Source organism: Rubrobacter aplysinae, from assembly GCF_001029505.1.
Classification (GTDB): Bacteria; Actinomycetota; Rubrobacteria; order Rubrobacterales; family Rubrobacteraceae; genus Rubrobacter_A; species Rubrobacter_A aplysinae.
Genome location: NZ_LEKH01000008.1, coordinates 96320 through 118879 on the forward strand (window position 1 = coordinate 96320; position 22560 = coordinate 118879).

18 protein-coding genes are annotated in these 22560 nt (G+C 65.4%); 2 read left to right on the forward strand and 16 right to left on the reverse strand.

Annotated elements, in window-relative coordinates:
- Window positions 1-158: 158 nt before the first annotated feature.
- The 5 genes from ABD53_RS15965 to ABD53_RS09830 all read right to left on the reverse strand — a co-directional run bounded on the left by ABD53_RS15965 (window position 159) and on the right by ABD53_RS09830 (window position 8320).
- Complete coding sequence (locus ABD53_RS15965; RefSeq protein WP_053057898.1) at window positions 159-2003, reverse strand: HTTM domain-containing protein; 1845 nt, start codon at window positions 2001-2003, stop codon at window positions 159-161.
- Window positions 2004-2287: 284 nt separating this feature from the next.
- Window positions 2288-2710, reverse strand: a complete 423-nt coding sequence (locus ABD53_RS09810; protein ID WP_047865594.1) for a Fur family transcriptional regulator — start codon at window positions 2708-2710, stop codon at window positions 2288-2290.
- Between the two features lie 86 nt (window positions 2711-2796).
- Entirely contained in the window at window positions 2797-5280 is a 2484-nt protein-coding gene (locus ABD53_RS15970; protein WP_053057899.1) for an MMPL family transporter, read from the reverse strand.
- Between the two features lie 104 nt (window positions 5281-5384).
- A complete protein-coding gene (locus ABD53_RS09825) occupies window positions 5385-6638 on the reverse strand; it encodes an MFS transporter (protein WP_053057900.1) in 1254 nt (417 codons plus the stop codon).
- 2 nt (window positions 6639-6640) lie between these two features.
- Window positions 6641-8320, reverse strand: a complete 1680-nt coding sequence (locus ABD53_RS09830; protein WP_047865595.1) for a S49 family peptidase — start codon at window positions 8318-8320, stop codon at window positions 6641-6643.
- 166 nt (window positions 8321-8486) lie between these two features.
- Here ABD53_RS09830 and ABD53_RS09835 point away from each other — a divergent pair, with 166 nt between their 5' ends.
- On the forward strand, window positions 8487-8918 hold the full coding sequence (locus ABD53_RS09835) for a Fur family transcriptional regulator (protein ID WP_047865596.1): 432 nt from the start codon (window positions 8487-8489) through the stop codon (window positions 8916-8918).
- A 121-nt stretch (window positions 8919-9039) separates the two neighbouring features.
- Window positions 9040-10443, forward strand: coding sequence for a coiled-coil domain-containing protein (locus ABD53_RS09840; protein WP_047865597.1), 1404 nt, complete (start codon window positions 9040-9042; stop codon window positions 10441-10443).
- Here ABD53_RS09840 and ABD53_RS09845 read toward each other — a convergent pair.
- From ABD53_RS09845 to ABD53_RS09895, 11 genes are all read right to left on the reverse strand, one after another.
- Window positions 10414-10941 (reverse strand): hypothetical protein, encoded by a 528-nt coding sequence (locus ABD53_RS09845; protein ID WP_047865598.1) that lies wholly within the window; start codon window positions 10939-10941, stop codon window positions 10414-10416. The genes ABD53_RS09840 and ABD53_RS09845 overlap by 30 nt on opposite strands.
- Window positions 10942-11002: 61 nt before the next feature.
- Entirely contained in the window at window positions 11003-11527 is a 525-nt protein-coding gene (locus ABD53_RS09850) for a type 1 glutamine amidotransferase domain-containing protein (RefSeq protein WP_047865599.1), read from the reverse strand.
- Entirely contained in the window at window positions 11511-13790 is a 2280-nt protein-coding gene (locus tag ABD53_RS09855; RefSeq protein ID WP_053057901.1) for a RecQ family ATP-dependent DNA helicase, read from the reverse strand. Before ABD53_RS09855 ends, ABD53_RS09850 begins: the two co-directional genes overlap by 17 nt.
- A 36-nt stretch (window positions 13791-13826) precedes the next feature.
- Window positions 13827-14672 carry a hypothetical protein gene (locus tag ABD53_RS09860; protein WP_047865600.1) on the reverse strand — a complete coding sequence of 282 codons (846 nt, stop codon included), beginning with the start codon at window positions 14670-14672 and terminating at the stop codon, window positions 13827-13829.
- A gap of 73 nt (window positions 14673-14745) precedes the next feature.
- The gene (gene pgsA / locus ABD53_RS09865; protein ID WP_047865601.1) at window positions 14746-15306 is read right to left on the reverse strand and encodes a CDP-diacylglycerol--glycerol-3-phosphate 3-phosphatidyltransferase; all 561 of its coding nucleotides are present in this window, start codon (window positions 15304-15306) and stop codon (window positions 14746-14748) included.
- A 243-nt stretch (window positions 15307-15549) separates the two neighbouring features.
- Window positions 15550-16929 (reverse strand): NAD(P)/FAD-dependent oxidoreductase, encoded by a 1380-nt coding sequence (locus ABD53_RS09870; RefSeq protein ID WP_047865602.1) that lies wholly within the window; start codon window positions 16927-16929, stop codon window positions 15550-15552.
- Between the two features lie 292 nt (window positions 16930-17221).
- Window positions 17222-18649 carry an alanine/glycine:cation symporter family protein gene (locus tag ABD53_RS09875; RefSeq protein WP_047865657.1) on the reverse strand — a complete coding sequence of 476 codons (1428 nt, stop codon included), beginning with the start codon at window positions 18647-18649 and terminating at the stop codon, window positions 17222-17224.
- 231 nt (window positions 18650-18880) lie between these two features.
- Window positions 18881-19285, reverse strand: a complete 405-nt coding sequence (locus tag ABD53_RS09880; protein WP_047865603.1) for a secondary thiamine-phosphate synthase enzyme YjbQ — start codon at window positions 19283-19285, stop codon at window positions 18881-18883.
- 512 nt (window positions 19286-19797) lie between these two features.
- Window positions 19798-20475, reverse strand: a complete 678-nt coding sequence (locus tag ABD53_RS09885) for a DNA-3-methyladenine glycosylase family protein (protein ID WP_047865604.1) — start codon at window positions 20473-20475, stop codon at window positions 19798-19800.
- Window positions 20476-20546: 71 nt separating this feature from the next.
- The gene (locus ABD53_RS09890) at window positions 20547-20849 is read right to left on the reverse strand and encodes a metal-sulfur cluster assembly factor (protein ID WP_047865605.1); all 303 of its coding nucleotides are present in this window, start codon (window positions 20847-20849) and stop codon (window positions 20547-20549) included.
- A 255-nt stretch (window positions 20850-21104) separates the two neighbouring features.
- A complete protein-coding gene (locus ABD53_RS09895) occupies window positions 21105-22388 on the reverse strand; it encodes an inositol-3-phosphate synthase (protein WP_047865606.1) in 1284 nt (427 codons plus the stop codon).
- Window positions 22389-22560: the final 172 nt, after the last annotated feature.

Consider the following 22560-nt stretch of genomic DNA (forward strand, 5'->3'; position numbering starts at 1 on the left):
CCGGAGAAGGTTCAGACTGTACCGGGGCTCGACTGTATTGGAGGAGCTTGAGGTAAGTATCTCGTGCGACGCTTTAGCGGCCCGAGCCCGATACGTTACTAACGCCTGCCTCTTTGCTCCGCACGTGTCATCCAGCCCAGCGTGGTTACGGGTGGAGATCACCCGCAAGAATGCTCGTCCAGTGTCAGCCTCTCGGTCGTCGGTGTCTGGCCACGCGGTAGAGTCGTCTCCTTGATGTACACCAGTCGCAGGCTCTCCAGTGTATCTCCGCCAGAGTGTCGCGTATTCCACGAGCCGCAGAGGTAACTGGCGAAGTTCTCGCGTTGCTCTCTCTGTAGGCTCTGACTCCTCCAGGAGTCTTCGTATCCGGTGATGGTCAGGAACTCCAGATACTTGTGCCACGGCTCGTTCCCTACCGAGCCCGCGATATCCCGGGGTTTATCGTATGAGACCTTCTGGATACCGTAATCTCCGCGGACGACGGAGAGTAAGTCCGTCTGCCCTCCGTTGTCGAGCTCTCCGGGGATCACCCACCACCCGTCGTCCCTGGGAGGGCTGGGGGCGAACATCCCCCAGCTCTGTGACAGTCCTAGGAAGGGACCAAGCGGGTATGCGGGCGTCGGCATGGAGAACGAAGAAACCGTGCTAACGTTCCAAGAGAAAACGTAGACCACGAGCAAGAGCGCGAGTACGTTGGTTGCGAGCGAGGACCTTAGCGAGACCGCCAAATCCCCCGACGCCGTTCCGTCCCGCCCACACCGTTCGTCAGGATTCCTATCGCCCGCTTCATCTGAACCGGACGAGCCCGACGAATCTGAAAAGTCTAAAGAGCGAGAGTCCTCTGAAGCGTGCGGGCCCTGGCCGGCGGCGTCCTCAACCAGGCCGTTTCGTCCCGCCAGGCTGTAGACGTACGAGTTTCTCATCCCCACCGGTGAGGAGATCCAGTTCCAGAGGGAGTCGAGATAGCTCCGGGCCGCGCGGAGGAACCCGGCTTGCGGGTGCCCGGCGAGACGCTTTCCGGGAGGCTTTCCAAAGCGCGCAGGGGCGAGCCGTCCGGAAAGTAGGCTTCGTAACCACGGAAGGACTCTGTCCCAGAACGCTCCCGGTAGGAAACAGACCATACAGAACGCGCTAACGAACGGGAACATGCCGACCTCCATGGTAAGCCAGATGCCGAAATGAAGGCCCATGAAGGACACTATGGCCGCCATCCTCGCCAGGCCGTTGAAGAGCGGGCTAAACAGCAGTAGAGGTCCGAAGGCTTCGAGCAGGATCGTGGCGAACGTCAGGACCATTAGTAAGCCGGGGAAGTTGAGCAGGTAAGAGCCGAGCTGTGTGGTTAGCTGGTCGTTACTCAGCGTGTAGTACAAGGCCGTGCCGTCCCGCCACTCCTCACCCGTCTTCAGGACCGCCGTGAACCAGTACAGAAAGGCTATCTGCAAAAACAGGGCGACCACACCCATCGAGAAGAACCGCATAGAGAGCCTCGCGGGCCTCTCACGCGTTTCTCGTGCCCTGTTCCTGATACGGTCCAAGGACCACACGGCCCCGAGTGGCAGGAAGATGCCCCAGAAGAGCAGCAAATGCAGGAGGTGATCCCCGGCGTTGAGCGTCAGCGGGTTGCGGAGCTGGATCGAGAGCACCAGCAACCACACGACGAAGGTAGAGAGGCGCGTGCGGTAGCCGAGTAGCAGAGATAGCGCCGCCAGCGCCGTGACGCCAAACAGCACCGCCTGAAACTCGGGCGTACCGTTCAACAGGTTCAACGAGAAGGAATACGAGCTAAAGAACCCGTCGTTCTGCAATAGCTCGGAGCGGGGCAGGATCCCCCGGTCGGAGTAGAAAGCCGTCAGGCTGGTGGAGCGAATGGCGAGACTGGCGAGCACCAGCAACGCCAGCACGCCGCGGAACACGGCGAGTGACCTCAGATCCGCGCTAAAGACCTCGACGAACTTCGCCTTCGCCCGGTGCCCCAACGACACCTGCCGGTGAGCCTCACTCAAACCGGGAGCCTTCTACCATGAACACAGGGCTCAATTCGGGTGTAACCCTCGCACACATACAGAACCTCGCATAACTCTTGACACGTCAATCAATATCAACCAGCGTCATTCGTTATCGTAACGACCAGGGGCCGATCCCGTTTGGGACGGCCACTCCGGAGACATTATTATCTTATATAGGAAACTTTAGTGTCAAACACTTGCGGTATTCGGAGCCCGGTTGCGTCGGGCATTCAGGGCGGGCGTCGTTGGGGTGGTGCTTTCCTCGAGGGGGTCGCCTGGGGCTATTGGCCCGTTAGTCCGGCGCACTCGCGGCAATGGCCGTGGAGTGTGATCTCGTGCCAGTCGGTGACGAAACCGGTCTCGCGCTCGACCTGTAAGGCGAGGTACTCCATGAGCTCTTCGTTGAACTCGATCACGCGCCCGCACTCGCGGCAGCGGGCGTGGTGGTGTACGCGCTCGGTGGCGAGCTCGTAGCGGGAGTATCCCTCTCCGAAGTCCTCCTTGCGCACGACGCCGAGCTCGGTCAGGAGGTCCAGCGTCCGGTAAACCGTGGAGAGCCCGAGCTCCGGGTGCGGTCCCTTTACCCGGTCGTACAGATCCTCCGCCGACAGGTGCCGCTCACCCTCCAGCTCGCGCACGATCACACGCCGCTGGTTCGTGAGCCGGTAGCCTTTCTCCCTGAGTAGCTGCTCGAACTCGACCATGCCGCTAGTCTAGCCGCAGGGCGTAACAATATCAAGAATTAATCTTAAACGAGAAGGACTCGGGCCGGGTTGCGGCTCCAGACCGGCTACTCCTCGGGGTCGTGCTTCGCGCCGTGGAAGATCTTCTTGCGGCCGCCGGGCCACCAGTTCCAGTCTCCGAGGATGCGCATCAGGGCCGGTACGAGCATGATGCGGATTATGGTCGCGTCCACCAGGATGGCGACCGCGAGCCCAAGCCCGATGGCCTTGGTAATGATGATCTCGGCAAACGCGAACGCCCCGGTGACCACGACCAGTATCGCCGCCGCCGAGGTGATGATCCCCGCCGTGGAGACCAGCCCCTTGCGCACGCTCACGGAGTTCGGCTCACCGCTCTCGTAGGCCTCGCGCATGCGGGAGAGCAGGAACACCTCGTAGTCCATCGAGACGCCAAAGATGGTACAGAACATCAGGATGGGTAGGGTGGAGTCCACGAACCCTAGGGGCGTGAAGTTCAAGAGCCCGGAGAGGTGGCCGTCCTGAAAGACCCATACAACGGCCCCGAAGCTGGCCGTCAGGCTGAGCATGTTCACGATCACGGCCTTCAGCGGTATGAACACGGAGCGGAAGGTGAAGAACAGGACCAGGAAGGTCACGCCGAGCACGAAGGCGAGGGCGTAGGGCGCGGTCCCGTAAAGGCTGCTTATGAAGTCCGCCTGGCCCGCGGACAACCCCCCGACGAGGAAGCTCGTGCCCGCCGGGGCCGCGACGTCCCGCACTTCGTCCACGGTCTGGCGGGCCTGTTCATCGTAGGGGCTCGACTCGGTAACAGCCTGTATCAGGGTGCGGTCCCCGCCCACGTAGGTGTCCAATGCCTGCTGTATCTCCTCCGAGTCCCGGGCCTGCTCAGTATCGAAGAAGTTCGCCACGCCCTGTGGGGTGACCTGTATCCCATCGCCTTCGTTCGAGATCCCCTGCGGTAGATCCGGGACCCGCCCCTCGATCCCCTCCTGGGCCCGGCTCTCGGCCTCCTCGCGTATCCGCTCCTCCGTGCCGGGCGGCACGGTACCGAGCCGCGACTCCACCTCGTCCAGCTGATTTTGGACCTCCTCGTCTACCCTCTGGGCGGCCTGTTCCTCGGCGTCGGCGCGGGCCTCGGAGACCTCTCTGGCGTACTCCCGGGCCCCCTCCTCCCCCACGGCGTAGATGCTGTCCACGCTCTCCACACCCCCGAGGCCGCCGACGCGCCCGGCGAGTTTCTGCGTGGCGGCCAGGGAATCTGCGCTCAGGGGGTCGTCCGGCGTTTCGGCGAGTATCTGCACCGGGTTCAGAGCCGCGTAGTCGAACTCCTGTTTCAGAAGGTCGTCCCCGGCGCGGGACTCGTAGCTTTGGGGCAGCACGCTCGCCTCCGGCACGCCGACCTTCATGTGCTCCACCGGGTACAGGAGCGCGGCGAGCAGGGCCCCAACGGCCACGATCACAATCACGGGCCGCCGCATTACGGCCTCCGCGCTGCGGCCCCAGAACCCCGCCTCCGTGGCCTCGAACGAGCGCCTGCGGCGAATGGAGAGCGCGTTTACCCGGTGTCCGAGGATTCCGAGCATTGCCGGCAGGAGGGTGAGCGCCGCCGCAACCGCGACGAACACCACCGTAACCCCGGCCACCCCGATAGAGCGCATGAACATGAACGGGAAGAAGAGCAGCCCGGAGAGCCCGATCAGGACCGCCGTCCCGGAGAAGAAGATGGAGCGTCCCGCCGTCGCCACCGTCCGCGGCACGGCCTCCGCCGGCTCGTGCTCCTCTAGCTCTTCGCGGAAGCGGCTCACGGCGAACAGGGCGTAGTCTATGCCGAGCCCGAGCCCGAGCATCGTGGCGATGGAGAGCGAGAAGATGGACATGTCGTAGGTGCCGGATAGGAAGTAGAGGAGGGCCAGGGTGGTCACAACGCTCGCCCCGCCGACGAGCACCGGCACCCCGGCGGCCACGATGCTGCCAAAGGCCACGACCAGGATCACGAGCGCCAGCGGGAACGCGTAGGCCTCGGCCCGGCGGATATCGTCGTTGCTCGCCTCCTGGATGTCCAGGTACACGGCGGGCGCGCCGGTAACATAGGTCTCTAGCTCGCCGTCGTTCCCCGACTCCACCCGGCTACGGACCTCCTCGACGAGGTCCTGGGTCTCGTTTGCAGAGGCGTCGAAGCCCACGAGCGCGTAGGAATCGGTGCCGTCCTCGCTGACGAGGCGCTCGTCGCCCGAGGAGGCGTAGGTGGTAATGGAGCTAGACTCCTCCATGTCGCGCACGCCTCCGAGAGCCTCGCGCGCTCGGCGCTGGAACTCTTCGCCGCGGGCGTCGGCATTCTCACCGCCCTCGAAGACCACGGTAAGGGTGGCCGGGGAGAAGCCGAAGTCCTCCTCCAGAGCACCACGCACCTGCTCGGCCTCGGTCCCCGCCCCGTCGAAGCCGCCGCCCTTGAGCCGGTCGGCCAGGTTCGGCGCGAAGAACGCGCCGGCGATCATGATCACCGCCCACACCGCCACGACGGCCCACCGGTAGCGGTAGGTAAAGTGTCCCAGACCGGCGAAGACCTTCAAGCTCCGGCCTCCGGAGATGGCGTCGAGGTTCGCATGGCCGTAATCTTACCCAAAGCCGGACGAGTGACAGGGGCCGCGATCACACGTTCCGCCGGAACCGGGCTCTAGGCTCGTTTCTTACGCGGTTCCTTACGCAGCCTCTCACCGGTGTCGCCGGAGCGCGGCAGCGTGAGCGTCATGACGAGGCCCACTACCGGCAGGACGGCCATCGCGAGCAGGGCCCCGCGAACCCCGGCGCCGTCGGCCACCGCCCCGAGCAGCGGCGACGCGAGGCCGCCGAGCCCGATGGAGAATCCCATGGTTATTCCGGCGGCGAGCCCGATCCTGGCCGGCAGGTACTCCTGGCCCATCACCACCGTGGTCCCGAACGTGCCGATGATCGCCGCCCCGGTCAGCGCGATCACCACGAAGCCCAGGACGGTCCCGGAGTAGGTAAAAGCCACGAGCAGCGGCCCGAGCACGATCATCGAGGCCGCGAGTATCGTGCGCCGCCCGAAGCGGTCGGCCAGCGGCCCCGCCGCGAGCGTCCCTACCGCGCCGGAGAACAGCATCACCGAGAGCGCGGCGTTCCCGACGGCCACCGACTCGCCGAGGACCACCGTATAGTACTGGGCCACGAGCAGCACCAGCCCGAAGTACAGCACGGACCGTGCCGTCACCACCCCGACCATCACGGTAAAGGGCCGCCACTCCTCCCGCTTCTCGCCGGAGTCTTCCGCCGAGAGTGCGGCCTCCGGGCCGTTGCCAAGTGCGGGCCTGAAAGCCCTCAGGCGCGAGAGCTCCAGGAACATTACCGCCGACATCACGGCCGCCGGGAGGAAAAGCAGGAGTGTACCGGGCATCCCGAAGGCGAGTACCGCCGGGGTGGCGAGCACGGGACCGAGCGCGAACCCCGCGTTCCCGCCCACGGAGAAGAAGCTCATGCCCGTGGCCCTGCGGGAGCCGGAGACGTAGTTCGCAAAGCGCGCGGCCTCGGGGTGGAAGGCGGCGACCCCGATCCCGCTGAGGACGATACAGGCCAGGATCAGGGGATAACCGGGCACCACCCCGACGAGCGAGATCCCGACCCCGGCTGCCAACAGCCCGAGCGGCATGAGTGCCGGGAGCGAGCGCCCGTCCGAGAAGTACCCGAACAGCGGCTGCACCACCGAGGAGCTGATCGTGGCCGCTAGCAGCAGCGTGCCGGCCGCCGCCAGGGAGATGCCACGCTCTGCCACGAGCAGCGGCAAGAGCGCGGCCACGGCCCCCTGATTCACGTCCGTGAACAGATGGCCGCCGGACAGCACGCTCATCGCCCGCCGGTCCACGCCCTTTACGCCGTTTGCACCCTTACGCGCCCCGGCGCTCACCCGGCTCACCTTCAACTCTCCTCCAGAAGCTCATACGGCAGTATCGTCCACGTCCGGGGCGTCCGGAGATCCCGCGCCGAGTCCAGGGTATCCCACAAGGTCTCCGCCGGATTGGTGCCCGGAGAAGGGCGTGCGGAGCGGGGAGGCTTTATCTTTATCCAGCCCGCCTTCCCATCCAGCCCGGCGAGCTCGCGGGCCTGTTCCACCGCGTCCTCGAAGCCCCCGATATCGTCCACGAGGCCCCTGTCGAGAGCCTCCTCCCCGGTCCACACTCGTCCCCCGGCGAGGGGCTCCACGTCCTCAGCGGGCATGTCCCGGCCCCGGGCGACCCTGTCCTTGAACTCCTCGTAGAACCCTCCTAGCTGGGCGCGGAGTACGGACAGCTCGTCTTCGTCCGGGCGCCGAGTGGTATCGAGCAGCCCGGCCCGAGCGCCGCGCTCGACCGAGACCGGCGTGATCCCGGCCTTGCCGTAGACTCCCGAGAGCACCGGGCGGGTTATGACCACGCCTATGGAGCCGGTGGTGGTGTTGCGGCGGGTGAGTATCCTGCTCGCGGCGGCGGAGACGTAGTAGCCGCCGGATGCCGCGTACTCCCCCATCAGCACGACCACGGGCTTCTTGCGGCGGATGCGGTCTACCTCGCGCCAAATCAGGTCCGACGCCAGCGCGTCGCCGCCCCGGGAGTCCACGCTAAACAGCACCGCCCCGACCGACCGCGCCGCCTCCGCCCGCCGTAACGCCCCGATCACGGTCTCGCTGCCGGCCTGCTCCCCGCCGACGAACGGCACCGGCACCGGGAGCCGCCGGCTCCTGCCGCGCACGATCACCCCCGACAACGGGACCACTCCTACCCGCGTACCCCGTCTGAGCCGCCGGTACGGCCTGCGCAGTACCTTCCGTGCCGCCTCCCACTCCCGGACGCTCGCCCCGGACTCGTCGCCGAGACGGGCGGGCAGCTCGTCCTCGTACACAGCGCCGTCTAGCAACCCGGCCTCGACGGCCCCGGCCGCGCTGTAAGGTGCGGAGTCCACGAGCTCCCGCGCCCGCTCCCCGGTCACCGAGCGCCCCTCGGAGATCGCGGATATTACGCTCTCGAACCTGCGCTCGACCAGCCGCTCGGTCTGCTCGCGTGCCTCCGGGGAGAAGTCGTTGCGGGTAAACGTGTCCCCGGCCGACTTGTAGGGCGAGACGGCCACCACCTCCGCCTCGGCCCCGATCCTGTCCAGCGCATCCTTGAGGAAGTTGACCCGCGTGCCGACCCCGACGACCCCCACGGTAGACAGCGGGGATGCGAGCACCTCGTCTGCGGCGCAGGCCATGTAGTAGGAACGGGTATCCGGCTCCTGCAGATACACGACCACCCGCCCGCCGCCGGAGCGGAAGGCCGAGATCTCTCGCCGCAACTCCTCCAGAGCAGCCCAGCCCGCGTCGAGCTCTTGGACCCGGAGGATCACACCCCGCGCACGGCCGTCTCCAGAGATGCGACGCAGGCGGGACCGGACCTCCTCCAGGCTCGGCGGGACCGGCGCGCCGCGAACCCCGAGCCTCCTCAAAAGCCCCGTCTCCGGCGCAAACTCCGGCAACGCGCCCGAGACCTGTATAACCACATACTCCGGGGCACGGCCGAGCGAGCGACGCACGTTGGAGAGCAGGATCCAGAGGTTCGCGAAGAAGCTAGAGATTACAGACATAGACTCCTATCTTACACCCGCCCCGTGTAACTGACTGTAACTGGTTGTAACGGGCTGCTTCCCGGCGGAGCGGGAGCGCGGAGGCCGTATCGCAGAGGCCGTATGGTAGACTCTTTTCAAGAATGATTATTAGTCGGGTACACCACAAGAATCGCGGGAGCCTGTGATGGCCGTAGTCAGCGAGCAAGATGTGCGCGATAAGCTGCGGCTCTCGGGGTACACGATGACCTCCCAGCGCCGGGCCGTACTGGACGCCCTTGAGTCGTCCTCGGGCCATCCTTCGGCGGAGGACGTGTACCTGCTGGTCAAGAGGCGCAACCCCCGAGTCGCGCTCGGGACCGTGTACCAGGCACTCTCAGTCCTAGAAGAGGTCGGGGTCATAGAGTCCAAGCGCTGGTCGGACTCCCCGACTCGCTACGACGTCAACACCGTGCCCCACACCGACGTCCGCTGCCTGAAGTGCGGCGCGGTGGACGAGGTGCCCGGCGTCGAGTACGGAGGGCTCGAGAACACCGTGCACGCGAACACGGACTACCAGGTCACGAACGTCTCGCTCGTTATCGAGGGCCTCTGCCCCGCCTGCCAGAAGGAAAGCTAACCCCCCGGCGGGTCTCCCACACTAGAGAATCCCACGACACGCGGCGCGCTCCCCGATTGCGCGGGACGTTCGAGGCCGCGCCTTTACCCCGAATCTTGCCGGGGTTAACCTGAACGGCGCCATGTCTTCCGCAGAGGATACAGACCCGCCGCATCCACCCTCCGGGGCTCCAGAGCCCGGCGAGTACCACGAGGCCCTGAGCCGGGAGGAGAGGCTCGTCCGGTTGATCCGGGAGATAGAGCAGGCCGCCGGCGGCCTCGCGGAAGGGGTGTCCGGGGAAGAGGCTACGGGTGAGTCGCAGGAGCACAGTCGGAAGCCGGACGGGCCGGAGGCGCTCAGAGACGCCGCCCGGCGCTGGAGCGGGGAGTTGGATCTCGTCCGCCGGGGCTCCGGAGAACCCGTAGGGTCACGAAGCCCCAACCAGAACCGTGAAGAGCATCTGCAAAGGCTCCTGGCGGAGAAGGACGCCGAGCTACGTACGCTCCGAGTCGCCGCCGCCGGGCGGGAGCTGGATCTCCAGCGGGAGCACGCCACGGAGTCGCGGCGTCAGCAAGAGGAGATAGCGTCGCTCAAGCAGCGGCTCGCGGAGGCCGAGGAGACGTCCAGTGCGGCCCGCGACGAGGAACTGCGAGAGGTCAAGCGGCTCGCCTACGAGCGCGAGAGCGAGCTACGCCGGGCAAGCGCCGAGAAGCTCTCCGAGGCCAAGCGGGACGCGGAGCGCAGGATCTCCGCGCTCCGGGCCCAGCGCGAGGCGGATAACAGGTCCCTCACCCAGACCCACGCCACCGAGAGGGCCCGTAAGCAAGAGGAGCTGGAGAGCCTGCGTCTCCGGCGGCTCTCCGAGACCCGGGTCTACGGTAGCCGCCTGGAGGAGCTGGCCCGGGATAGCGCCGGGGTGCGCACCTCGCTAGAGGAGGCCGTCGCAAAGCTGCGCGAGAAGCATGAGGCGGAGCGCGCCCGGCTCGCGGAACGCGTCGAGGTCCTGGAAGAAGAGCTGGAGGAACAGGAGGCCATAACGGTAGGCCTGCTCGCGGAGCTCGGCTACCTGCGCGGCGGGCACCGTCACCCTGAGCTACCCGGCTCTCCGGGCTCCGCGGGAGAGCTGGAGAAGAAAGAGGAACGGCCGCGGGACGAGAATCAATACAGGACACACAAGGTGCAAGAAGTTCTGCGGGAACTGCGGGAGATGGGCGAGGTCAGGTCCCCCGGCGACCTGCTCGGAGAAGGGCTCACGCTCTTCAACGAGAGCGAGCACGTAAACGTGATACGCGCAATCTGCAAGTCCCTCGGCGAGCCGGAGGTCTACGCGACGCTGGAAGACCGGTCCGGAACCACGATAATAACGCTCCTCTGGGCCGGCATGAACTGGCGGCGTTACGTGTCGGAGCCCCGGGCAGCGGACGGGCCAAAGGTATACCTCGCCGGATACGGGGAGGGCGACCACCAGCCTCCCCTCCCGGAACCGGGGCCCAACGCCCGGCTCGACGCGCAGGGTCTACTTGCCCTCGGCGTCCGCCCCCTCTGAAGCCTCCTGCCTCGCGGCTTCTCTTTTGGACTTGGCCCGCTCCCGGGCCTCTCTCTTGCGGGAGACCTCCAGGTTATGCGTATACACCTCTTCCCCGCGCCGCGCCCCCAGGTAGGCCGCGGCCACTGAGACCGCGAAGAGCGCGGCGGTAAAGAGTATCTCCCCGCCCGTTCTGAGGTTCGCGAGAGGGTCCTGCTCTGTCTCGAAAAACAGGAGGGTGCCGAGGTTCACCGCCAGAGAGACGGCGAACGAGATCACCGCCACCGCCACGCCGTGCAGCCTGCGCCAGAAAGGGGCCCGGTAGCTCGCCAGCATCCCCCCGAAGTAGAAAGCCATACCAACCACCACGGCCACGACGAGCCCGATGAAAGGCGTCATGCGGGCGCCCTCGATGCCCATGAAGACCGTGAACACCGGGGCCACGATACCCAGCAGCACGATGCCCCCGATCACGAGCGCCAGGATCATACCGAACACGATTGCGATAAGGCTTCTCATCTGGGGAGATTGTAACAGCGGCCCCGCCCCCGCCCGGTAAGATGCCGCACACGGCCCCGTACTATCCGGCTTCCTCCAGCGCAGCGACGAGCTCCCGGCAGAAGTCCGGGATGTCCGGCACCACCCGGCCCCACACGATGTTGCCGTCACGGAACGCGGCCTCGTCCGCCCACTCGGCTCCGGCGTTCACGAGGTCGTCCTTTATCCCCAGAGACCCCGTGGCCCGGCCGCCGCCCACTATACCGGCCGATATACCGACCAGCCCGCCGTGGCAGATGATCCCGACCGGCTTCCCCGCCTCGTGCACCATCCTAACGAGGGTCGTGATCTCCTCGTAACGCCGCAGCTTGTCCGGGGCCCAGCCGCCCGGTATCACGAGCCCGGCGAGCCCGTCCGCATCTACCTCACCGGCGGTAACGTCCGCCCGTCCCTCGAGACCGTGCTTCCCGGAGACCGGCTCGAGATCCGGCCCCACCGAGACGACCTCCGCACCTTCTTCCCGGAGACGCATCACCGTCACCCAGTACTCCAGATCCTCGAATCCCCCGGCCACCAGGACGGCCACCCTCTTACCCCGTAGCCTCACGCCCGCTCCTCTCCTCGTCCCTACCGCTCCTGACACCCCCGGAAAGCAACGCGTCGACCTCCCGGCGCGCCTCCTCGCCCCCGGACTCGAGCGCCCGGGCAAGCTCGGGAACCGCCTCTGAGCCGAGACCCTCGGACAATAGACTCCCGGCGCGTTTTAGATGCACCTCATAGCCTCTGACCTCGTTACCGGTACTGTGGGGATCACCCCCGCCCCCGGCGTCCGCTCCGGCCTCTTTGGGCTCCTCGGGTTCCTCACCCCGGACGAGGGCCAGTATCTCCTCGCCGTATCGCGCCGCCCGGCGCAGCCCGACACCTTTTATCGCGCCGAGCTCGTGGGTGGTTCGCGGCTTGAGGGCCGAGATCTCCTCTATGTGAGAGTTGTGGAGCACGACGTACGCCGGAACCTTCTGCCGGCTGGACTGCTCGGAGCGCCAGCGCCGCAGCCGCTCGAAAAGCTCCGGGTCCGGTTCGGGGCCGCCTCCCGCCCCCGAACCGCCGGGGACCGCGTCAGGCACCACCGGCGCGGCCAGCGCCTCTCCTCGGGCCTCTGTACGTATCTCCGTGCGGGCACCTCCGCGACTCTCTCCGAGACACACGTCGCACCCGCCGCAGGGAGCGACCTCTTCCTGATCCCCGAAGCGCCGCAGTAGATGCTCCCGCCGGCAGCTATCGAGCTCGGCGTAGGCTCTCACCTCGTCGAGCTGGTCGTAGGCTCTTCCTTTACGGCGCTTGAGCCGGCTCGAAACGTCCCGCCGGCTCGGGCCGTCGAGGTGGTTCCGGCGCAGCCTCACGTCCACCAGGGCCCCGCGGGGCACGGCCTCCGCGACTCCGGAGGCCATCATCCGGTACACGGAGGCCTGGGCAACCGCCGGACGGACCCCGGCGCGCCGGGCGAGCTCTGGCAAGCCTATATCACCGCCGCCGGGCATCGCGGCGTGTACGGCGGACATCTCGGGGCGCATCTCACCCGGCTCCTCCTCGACCCGGCGCACCTCGAGCTCGGCCCACAGATCATAGCCCCGCCGCAGGAGGCCGGCGTCCTCCAGCCCCGCGAGCAGCACGCCCGCCATGTCCCGCTCCACCCCGCCAAGGCCATCCAGCGACCCGGGAGGCAGGCTCACGTGCCCATCGTCTCCGGCGGCCCGGGCCAGCGCGGCAAAGAACTCCCCGGCCTCGTCCTCGCCGCCACTCACCCCCAGTAGCCGCTTCCGCCTCCCCAGGTCCTCGCCGCGGTAGACTAGGACGCACGTCGCGGGGGCCCCGTCCCTGCCGGCCCGCCCGGACTCCTGCAGGTAATTCGGCAGGCTGGGCGGAGCGGCGGCGTGTATTACGAAGCGCACGTTGGGCTTGTCCACCCCCATCCCGAAAGCCACCGTCGCGACCACCACGGAGAGCTCGTCGGTCATGAAACGCTCCTGCACCCCCGAGCGCTCCCCGTCGCCGAGGCCGGCATGATAATGCTCGGCGTCGAGCCCGGCCCGCCGCAACTCCGCCGCCAGCTCCTCGCACTCCTTACGGGTGAAGCAGTACACGATCCCGGAGCCACCCGAGGCCCGCGCCGTTTCGAGCACCAGCGGCAGCTTCTCGGCCTTCTTTTTTGCCGGTATAACCCTGTACGTGAGGTTTGGTCTGTTGAAACCGGTTACGACCACCTCCGGCTCGCGCATCCCGAGCGCCCGCAGCACGTCCTGTCTCACCTGCGGGGTGGCCGTGGCCGTCAGGGCCAGGACGGGCGGGCTCCCAAGATCCCTTATCGCCTTCGGCAGAAACAGGTAATCCGGGCGGAAGTCGTGTCCCCACTCGGAGATGCAATGCGCCTCGTCGACGACGAAAAGCCCCACCCCGGAGGCCGCGCCCCGCAGCGAGAGCACGAACTCCATCGAACGCAGCCTCTCCGGCGCCACGAGCAGCATCTTGATCTCCCCGTTGCGCACACGGCGCTCTACCTCCCAGCGCTCCTCCGGGGTTAGCCCGGAGTGCAGCGCGGCCGCCCCTTCTACCTGACTCTGAAGCAGAGAGTCAACCTGGTCTTTCATCAGGGAGATCAGCGGCGAGACGATTACCGTCAGGCTGTCCAGCATGAGCGCCGGTATCTGGTAGCAGAGGCTCTTGCCGCCTCCGGTGGGCATTACCCCGAGGGTGTCCTTGCCGGAGAGTACCGCCTGTATTACCTCCTCCTGCCCCTCTCGGAAGGAGTCGAAGCCAAAGACCTCTTTTAGGACCTTGCGCGGCATATCCTCGGTGCTACGTGCCCCGTGCATCTCGTGGAGATCCGGGCTTTGGTGAGCCTCGATACCTCAGTCCCGCTCTTGTCGGTTACGCTCCCGACGCGCGGCCTGCCGGCTATTGGAGAAGCGCGGGGCCTGGCGGCGCTCCTGGGTGCCGCCCCGGTGCCTATCACGTTGGCCGACCGGGGCCTCCACCGGACGTTCCGAGGTCTCAATCAGGGTATTCATCACCCTCCGGGCTTCCTCCCGGACGCTGCCGTAGGCCAGCTTGAAGCCCAGCCCGGGCACAGCCACCGCCGGCGGGAGCGCCAGGAGGTACAGCGGCTCGTAGACGCCGGCTATGGCCGCCGGTATCGAAAGGGTGGCGCCCAGTATCCCGGCGAGTGAAAGGTATTCTCCCCGCTGCTCGTAGAGATCGGCGGTCATCTCGACCCCGCATCCCCCCGGACGTTCGTCCACGACCAGCTCTATGCAACGGGCCTTTAGCAGGGGTCTTTCTCCCGGGAGATCCAGGGCCCGCCGTAGCATGCCCAGGGCGTCGCCCGGGTCCCACAGGGAGCCGGAGTCCGTGCTGCGCCGCATCTTGAGCCCCTGCTCCGCACGCAGTAGATGCTCCAGGCGCTCGCGTGCCAGTTGAGGCGGCGTCCCGAGCTGGCGCTCTATCCTCACGCGGGAGTGGCCGTAAAGCCTGTGCGTCAGGGTTTGAGCCTCCGCATACCGCCCGCTGGCACGTTCCGATATGGCCTCCCACACGCGCTCTCTGGGTACTCCGGCGCGATCCGCGGCCTCGGCGAGAGCTTCCGGGGAAATGCCCCGGGAACGTCTGCCACCGCGTGGACCACCGCTCATACCAACGGCGTTGAGCTCTACGGCCCTCCGCAGAACCGCCTCCGCCTCTGCCGGTCCGAGGCGCACGCCCTTATCTTCGGGGCTTTTAGGGCTTTTAGGACTTTTGGAACCGTTTTGCCGCTCTCGCAACCCGGAGCGCCTAGCGGCTCTCGCCAGCCGCAGCGGCGAAGATCCTCGGGGCGTCCTTGAAGTAGGACCAGCCGGAGATCACGGTGAGCACGACCGCGACGAGCATCAGGATCCAGCCTACGGTGAGCAGGGTGTCCGCCGGTCCGATACCGGCGTAGCCGACGAGCAGAACGAACACCGCGAGGCTCTGGGAGTTCATCTTGGCCTTGCCCCAGCTATTGGCCGCTATAACCTCCCCGCTCTCCAGGGCGACCATCCTGAGACCGGTAACTCCAAACTCCCGGATGACCATGATCGCCGCCATCCAGGCCGCCATTACTCCTTCACCGACGAGCACGAAGAACAGGGACACGATCAGCGCCTTGTCGGCTATGGAGTCCATCAGCTTACCGAAGTTGGTCACCTTGCCGCTGCTGCGCGCCGCCACGCCGTCCAGGTAGTCGGTGATCAAAGCCGCGACGTACAGAACCACCGCCAGCGTCAACGCGCCGGGGAACGGTATGTAGATGGCCAGCATGATTGGCGCGACTCCCACAAGACGCGCGACCGTTAGCTGATTGGCGAGATTCATCCTATCCCTGCCGTCTCTGGCTCTCGTGTATCACCCGTAACACGCACACTTCTCAAAGCCGTCTCGAAACCATCCCCTGCTAGCCCTGCGAAACTATTTGGACGCGTCGAACATGTCCAAGCTAGCACCTTTGGCCGAAACGCTCAAGAGGTTCAAGAGGCCGGACCCTATCCGGAGGATGGGATCCGGCCCTTATCAACCTCGACGTAAGGTTACGGTAGAGGGTTAAACAACCGGCACGACCTACTCGTCGGAGCCCCGGAGCTGGGTAACAGCGGGACGCATGAAGAGGCCGAGGATCCAGTCCGCCGCGATTCTGGCCTTGCTCTGCGGGCTCTGGAGGCGGAACAGGTAGGCCGCCCTCCAGAAAAGCGCGGCCCAGAGGCCGGTGAAGCGGACGCCCATGACCTCGTTGACGGCAAAATCCCCGCCGATCTCGACGAGCTGACCGATAGGCTTGTACTCGAAGTGGGCCATCTCCTCTTCGCGGCCGTCTATCGTCTTCAGGATGTTATCCGCGACGGCGTAGCCCTGCTGGTTGGCGGCCTGCGCGGTGGGCGGCGAGAAGTTGCCCTTGCCGTCCGGCACGGCGGCGCAGTCGCCGATGGCCCACACGCCCGGCGTGTCCTCCACGCGCATGTACTCGTCCACCTTGATGCCGTTGCGCTCGTCGTAAGGCAGGCCGAGCTCGGAGATCGCGGAGTTTGGCCGGTTTCCGGCGGTCCATACCACGTTTTCGGTGTAGATCTCGGTGTCGTCGTTGAGCTTTACGCGGTCCTCGGTGATCTCCCGCGCCAGCGTCCCGGTACGGACCTCTATCCTCTTGTGTACGAGCTGCCCCCGGGCCGCGTTCTGCAGGGCGGGGTCTATCTCCGGCAGGATGTTCGGCAGCCCTTCGAGCAGGATGATCCTGACCCGGTTGGCGTCTATGTTCGGGTAATCCGGGGCGAGCGCCTCGTGGACCAGGGAGTGGATCTCGGATGCGGTCTCCACGCCCGTCGCTCCGGCGCCTATCACGACGAAGGTCAGCTTGGAGTCCGGCACGTCGCCCCGCATCATCGAGACTTCCTCGAAGCGCTCGATCACGCGGTTGCGGATTCGCTCTGCGTCCTCGACGCCCTTCATCTTCAGGCTGTTCTCCTCCACACCCGGTATGCCGAAGAAGTTGGGCTGGCCACCGAGAGAAAGCACGAGATGGTCATACGGGAAGTCCCGGCCCCCGGCGGTCACGGTCTTGTTCTCCGTGTCCACGCTCTGCAGCTCGGCCCGCCGGAAGCTCGCCCCGGCGAAGACCAGAGCCCGTCTCAGGGGCTGGGCCACGTTCCGGCTATCTATGTCGCTGGAGACGATGCCCGGCACCATCGGCCAGAAGGTAAAGAAGTTGTCCTTAGCGAGCACCAGGACGCCCACGTCGTTGCGCGACTTGATCTTCTCCATGAGCTTCGTGGCCGCCGAGTAACCCCCGAAGCCACCCCCCACGACCAGCACCTTCTCCTCGAACTGATCATACCGGGGCTTCTCCCACGGCGCGTAGCGGGGGCTCGGGTTCAAAGCCCTCCTGAGAGCCCCGAATGCCAGCGCGGTCCCGCCTACCGCCAGACCGGTGTTCACCAACTTGCTCATTTAGAGACCTCCATCGGCTCTTTGGGTCGCAGCTTTTCCGTTTAGTGCCTCAAAAGACGCTCACGCACGTAATGTTTCGTTACAAATATACTACAAGATTATACGAGAGCGTCGAGCGCAGACTGTGAATCAAACCCAAAGCCCTGCTCCGGTGTCCGCCCGGGGCCCTCCTTCGAGCCTCATTCTACCCGTTTTCCGGGAGGCGGAACCCGGTGGACGGCGGGGAGCGGGAGCCGCGCGCGGATGCACGGCCCCGTCCCACGGAGATACGGCCTTTCGCGGGCTCGAGGCTCTACCTTACCCGGGGGCCGTCTTCACCCGAGGTTTCGGAGAGTAGCGTGTTACCTCCTCTGAAGTAGCTCCTCGTCTCTCTAACCACGACCCCGGCGAGTATCAGGAGACCTACAAGGTTCGGCAACGCCATGAGGCCGTTCATAACGTCGGCGAAAAGCCAAGCGGGGCTAAGGGCACCTTCAGTGGAGCCAAACCGCGCCCCAATAAAGATAACGGCTATAAAGACCAGACGGTAAGGTAGCACGCCGCCGCGGCCGAACAGGTACACCATGTTGCGCTCTCCGTAGTAGGCCCAGGTGATGAGTGTAGAGAAGGCGAAGAGAGCAAGCCCGACGGCGAGCAGCACAGTGCCAAAGGACCCAAGCGACTCGGAGAACGCCGCTTGCGTGACCCTAGCACCGGAGCCTTCGTAGCCACTGCCACTCCATACTCCAGCGGTAACTATGGCAAGACCGGTAAACGAGCAGACTACTATCGTGTCTATAAAGGTCTGGGTCATCGAGACCGCCCCCTGACGCACCGACGAGGTGGTCTGGGCCGCCGCCGCAGCTATCCCGCCGGTACCGAGACCAGACTCGTTGGAGAAGATGCCCCGGGCAACACCAGAAGAGAGCACCGCGACGAAGCTAACTCCCGCAAAACCGCCGACAGCTGCGGTGCCAGTGAAAGCGTCGGATACCACGACCGCGATGGCCCCTGGAACCTGGGTTATGTTGAGCAAAATTATCAGAGCGGCTGAGAGTATGTAGAGGACTGCCATGAGAGGAACAAAGAATGAGGTGAACCTTCCTATCCAGCGTATGCCGCCCAGGATCACGATTCCGGCGCCCACAGTTAGCACAAGTCCGGTGATCCAGAGGGGGACTCCGAATGCCTGGTTTACCGCTGAAGAGGTCTCAAAAGATTGCACGGCGTTACCTATACCGAACGCCGCGATTGCGGCAAACACCGCGAACAGCGTACCCAGGGTACGTCCTAGTCGGCCTCCTATGCCCCGGCTCAAGTAGAACATAGGCCCCCCGGCCTTCTCACCGACGGCATCCGTGTCCCTGTACTTTACGCCCAGCACGGCCTCGGAGTACTTCGTCGCCATGCCGAACAGGGCGGTTACCCACATCCAGAACAGCGCGCCGGGGCCACCGATCAGTATCGCGGCACCCACACCGCCGATGTTACCCGTACCGAGCGTACCAGCGAGCGCCGTAGCCAGCGCCTGATAGTGAGATATATCGCCCTCGCTGGTAGCCTCTCTTCTTTTGACCAGCGCCAGATTTAAAGCGGAGCCGAGTTCTCGGAACTGTAGCCCACGCAACATTATGGTGAGCAAGATGCCAACCCCGAGCAGCAACGGCACCAGCAGTCCCGTTACCCCAAACAGAGAGTTACCCCAAATATACCCGCTTAGCCCCCCAAGTAGGTCTTCAATCACAGACTTGCTCCTCCCCTTGACTCGACCGCCCGGCAACCGTGGTGGCTAATGGCTCGGCCCAAGAGAGTCCCCACTCCCCGAAACTTCCGCCCAAATTCCACCCCATACCCCCGCTGCCAGCCGGATCGCACGACAACGTCCAGGCAACACACCTATAGGAGAGCAAGATAAGGACTTTTCGCGCCCCTGTCTATGGCCGGATGGAGAAAGGGGTCAGCAACCAGACTTTCAGGCCTCCCCAATCGCGACCCGTACGGTCCTCGTGCGGGGGCCGTCGAACTCAGCCAGAAAGATACCCTGCCAGCGACCGAGGTCCGGCTCGCCGTTGCGGACGAGCAGGGACTGCGACGGCCCGAAGAGGCTCGTGAGCAGATGGGAGTCGCTGTTACCCTCGGCGTGATCGAAGCGCACGTCCAGGGCATTTAGAAACGCCCGGCAGGCGGCGGCCAGGTCGCGGGGAACGTCGCGGTCGGCATCCTCGTTTACGGTTACGGCTGCGGTGGTGTGAGTCGAGGAGATCACGCAGAAACCGTCCTCTACCCCGGCCTCCCGCACTGCGCGCCGAACCTCGCCGGTTATGGAGATCAACTGGTACCGCTCTCCGGTCTCCACCCTTACGTCACTTACCCGCATCTCCGCTCCTCTCCGCAGGGTCAACTCGTAGCCTGGCATGGTAGCTGCCACGACCAGCCCTTACAGAGCCACAGGCCTCACCACTATCCACGAGTCCGGGGGCCCCGTCACGGCCAGACCGAGCAGGTACAGTCTCCGAGGTCGCCGGGAGCGTGCAACCCCGGACGGGCGTTGCGGCTCGTGTCGCGGCCCTGAAACCCTAAAAATTACGGACCAAGAAAAACCCGGTCAAAGGCACGACTCTCGACGCCGATTCGTAGCGTGGATAGCGCAGAAGATCATACAAGGCCCCGGGGCGTTGCACCTCTGGAGGGGGGTCTCCGTACCGGGGCCTTACCTTATTATCCTCCGGTCTTTGTGTACATTCTATTTCGAGCCTGTAACGGTATTGTTAATGTTTGGGGCAGAGCTTAACGGTGGGGAATGGTAAAGATTGACCGCGCGTGGGCGCGGCTGAATTTTATGGGATCTCCGAGCGGTTAGAGAGTGGGGAATGTGGATCCCGGATACGGCTAACCTCCCGGCCCATCCTCCGGCGGGGCGTCCAGTGACTCCCACAGGTAGATACAGGCCAGGGTGCGGTGTGGACGCCAGGGGTGGGAAAGGCCGCGCAATTCGCCGGGGCTAGGCATCTCGGAAAGACTGTAGGCTTTTTGTGCGGCGCGGCGGATGCCGAGGTCTCCGACCGGGAGTACGTCGGGGCGATCCAGGTGGAACATCAGGAACATGTCGGCGGTCCACCGGCCGAGTCCCCGGACCGCGACGAGCCGATCCGCAACCTCCTCGTCGGTGAGGAGGTGCAGCGAGCCGAGATCCAGCTCCCCAGACTCCGCGTGGCGGGCGAGTTCCCGGAGATACTCGGCCTTGCGGCCGGAAAGCCCGGCGGCGCGGAGATCTGCTTCTCCGGCGGCGAGCACCTCGGCCGGCGAAGGGGTACGGCCTCCGAACAGGGCGGTCAGGCGCTCGTAGATGGTGCGGGCAGCTTTCGTGGAGAGCTGCTGCCCTACTATGGAGCGTACCAGCGCGCCGTAGGCGTCTTTGGGACGGCCCCTACGGCGGCGGGTGCGGTCCAGCGGCCCGATCCGGCTCACGAGCGCGGCTATCACCGGGTCTGGACCGGCGCGTAGATGCTCAAAACCCGCCTCTACGTCGGGACGAGAGGCGGGGTCCTGGGGGCGATGCTCTGGCAACGGGGAGACTCCCGGCACGTTGACCGGAGGCTCGTCAGGCAAACAGGGCCCGGCCGGAGGCTACCCGGCGTCTACCGGCCGAAGAATAGCTTGGCGGCCGGGCTCATCATCTCCGGGCTCCACATGGGCTCGAAGGTGAGCTGGGTGTTGGTGGTCTCCACACCCTCTATCGCCAGGGTCTCGGTCTCTACCTGCTCCTGGATCATATCCCCCACGGGGCACATGGGGCTCGTCAGGGAGAACTTCACGTCCACGTGACGGCCGTCCTCGTGGACCTCGACGTCGTAGATCAAACCAAGCTCCACGAGGTCCATCCCGATCTCGGGGTCTATGACGTTTCTAAGCTGATCCCGCACGCGCTCTTCGGTTAGCACCCTTTCACCTCTTTTTTCGCCGCTTTTTTCGTCTCTCTCGCCTTTTTCGCCTTCTGGAGCTCCCGCCCAGGGCTTTCGCCGGGGCGATGAGGCTTACTCCGCCTGCACTGCTCCGCACGCCTCGGCTTTACAGCAATTGTAAATTCTCCGGCCCGGTTTTCCACTCCCAGCTATTTCTCTCCTCCTTCTCCGGCCCCTCTTCTCCGGCCACCTGGGAGCAGAGCCCAGCCCGGGAGCGCATGGAAAGGTGAGGACTCAAGAGACTTCCGAGATGGCGACCAGCTCCTGTTCCAGGCGGTGGAGTTGTCGGAAGAGGTCGTGCTCGGGATGTAGGCCTTCCGGGGTCATCGGGCTCTTGAAGTAGAAGGAGAGCCAGTCCTGGACGCCTCCCATGCCGGATCTCCGGGCCAAATCTAGAAGTAGCGCGAGGTCCAGCACCAGCGGGGCGGCGAGGATGGAGTCGCGGGCGAGGAGGTTTATCTTGATCTGCATCGGGTACCCGAGCCAGCCGGTGAGGTCCGCGTTGTCCCAGCCCTCCTTCGCGTCGCCGCGAGGCGGATAGTAGTTGATGTCCACGGTGTGGGACATGCTCTCGTACAGCTCGGGGTATAGGCCGGGGTCCAGGATGCTCTCGAGAGCGGAGAGCTTGGAGACCTCCTTGCTCTTGTGGCTCTCCGGGTCTTCTAGCACCATGCCGTCGCGGTTGCCGAGGAGGTTGGTCGAGAACCAGCCTTCGAGCCCGAGCGCCCGGGCGCGAATTCCGGGGGCGAGGATGGTCTTTATGAGGGTCTGGCCGGTCTTGAAATCCTTCCCGGCCACGGGGACACCGAGCTCTGCGGCGAGTTGTAGCAGGGCGGGTATCTCGACGGCCAGGCTCGGCGCGCCATTGGCGTAGGGAACCCCCTCCCGGATGGCGGCGTAAGCGTAGATCATGGCCGGCGAGATCGCGGGGTCCGACTCTTCGAGCGCCCGCTCGAAGTCCTCCAGGCCGTGGTGGGCCTTCCGGGGTTGGGCGTAGGCCTCGGTCGAGGCGCAGGAGATCATGACCACCCGGTCCAGGCCGTTGACCCGCTTGAACTCACGGATGTCCTCCCGCACGAGCTCCGCTGCCTCTCGCAGAGACGTGTAGCTCTTTACGTGTGACCCCTCCAGCCGGCTCACATAACGGGGGTCGAAGACGGCCGCCATGGGCTCGATGGCCCGGAGGCATTCACGGGCGGACTCCAGGTGGGCTTCGGAGAGCACGCCGGCGGCTCTCGCGGCCTCGTACCCGTCGTCGGCGACGACGTCCCAGCCGCCGACTACGATATCTCCGACGCTGGAGAGCGGGACGATATCCTTTATCCTTCGCGCCTTCTCCCCGGCGGCGTCCCGGATAACGCCGAGCTGGGTCAAGGAGCCGACGGGGTCGGTCTCTCCACGCCGGATCAGGTCCAGCCCGGCGGCGAACGTCGTGGCCACGGAGCCCAGCCCCGGAATCAGCACCCCGAGCCTGCCGGAGGACCGCTCCGGCTCTTCCGCATGATCCGTTCGTTGCATCTGCTCCCTGCCTTTTCTCGCGCTTCTCACCGGCTACCGGTGGAGCTTAACCTGAGACCGGCAGAGCCGTGGATCCTTCTCCTCTTCCGAGTCGTTTAGACCCTGATTATTTAGAGAGCACCTCTCATGGCACTCATCCACCGTTTAGCGGGGTTTATACGCAACATCTTGC

Bases quoted from the DNA above. Each gene is read 5' to 3' on its own strand.
- ABD53_RS09845 (WP_047865598.1), bottom strand. From the start codon at position 10,941: ATGAGAAGCCTTATCGCAATCGTGTTCGGTATGATCCTGGCGCTCGTG.
- ABD53_RS09880 (WP_047865603.1), bottom strand. From the start codon at position 19,285: ATGCGGGTAAGTGACGTAAGGGTGGAGACCGGAGAGCGGTACCAGTTG.
- ABD53_RS09855 (WP_053057901.1), bottom strand. From the start codon at position 13,790: ATGCACGGGGCACGTAGCACCGAGGATATGCCGCGCAAGGTCCTAAAA.
- ABD53_RS09810 (WP_047865594.1), bottom strand. From the start codon at position 2,710: ATGGTCGAGTTCGAGCAGCTACTCAGGGAGAAAGGCTACCGGCTCACG.
- ABD53_RS09870 (WP_047865602.1), bottom strand. From the start codon at position 16,929: ATGAGCAAGTTGGTGAACACCGGTCTGGCGGTAGGCGGGACCGCGCTG.
- ABD53_RS09830 (WP_047865595.1), bottom strand. From the start codon at position 8,320: ATGTCTGTAATCTCTAGCTTCTTCGCGAACCTCTGGATCCTGCTCTCC.
- ABD53_RS09895 (WP_047865606.1), bottom strand. From the start codon at position 22,388: ATGCAACGAACGGATCATGCGGAAGAGCCGGAGCGGTCCTCCGGCAGG.
- ABD53_RS09835 (WP_047865596.1), top strand. From the start codon at position 8,487: ATGGCCGTAGTCAGCGAGCAAGATGTGCGCGATAAGCTGCGGCTCTCG.
- pgsA (WP_047865601.1), bottom strand. From the start codon at position 15,306: ATGAATCTCGCCAATCAGCTAACGGTCGCGCGTCTTGTGGGAGTCGCG.
- ABD53_RS09840 (WP_047865597.1), top strand. From the start codon at position 9,040: ATGTCTTCCGCAGAGGATACAGACCCGCCGCATCCACCCTCCGGGGCT.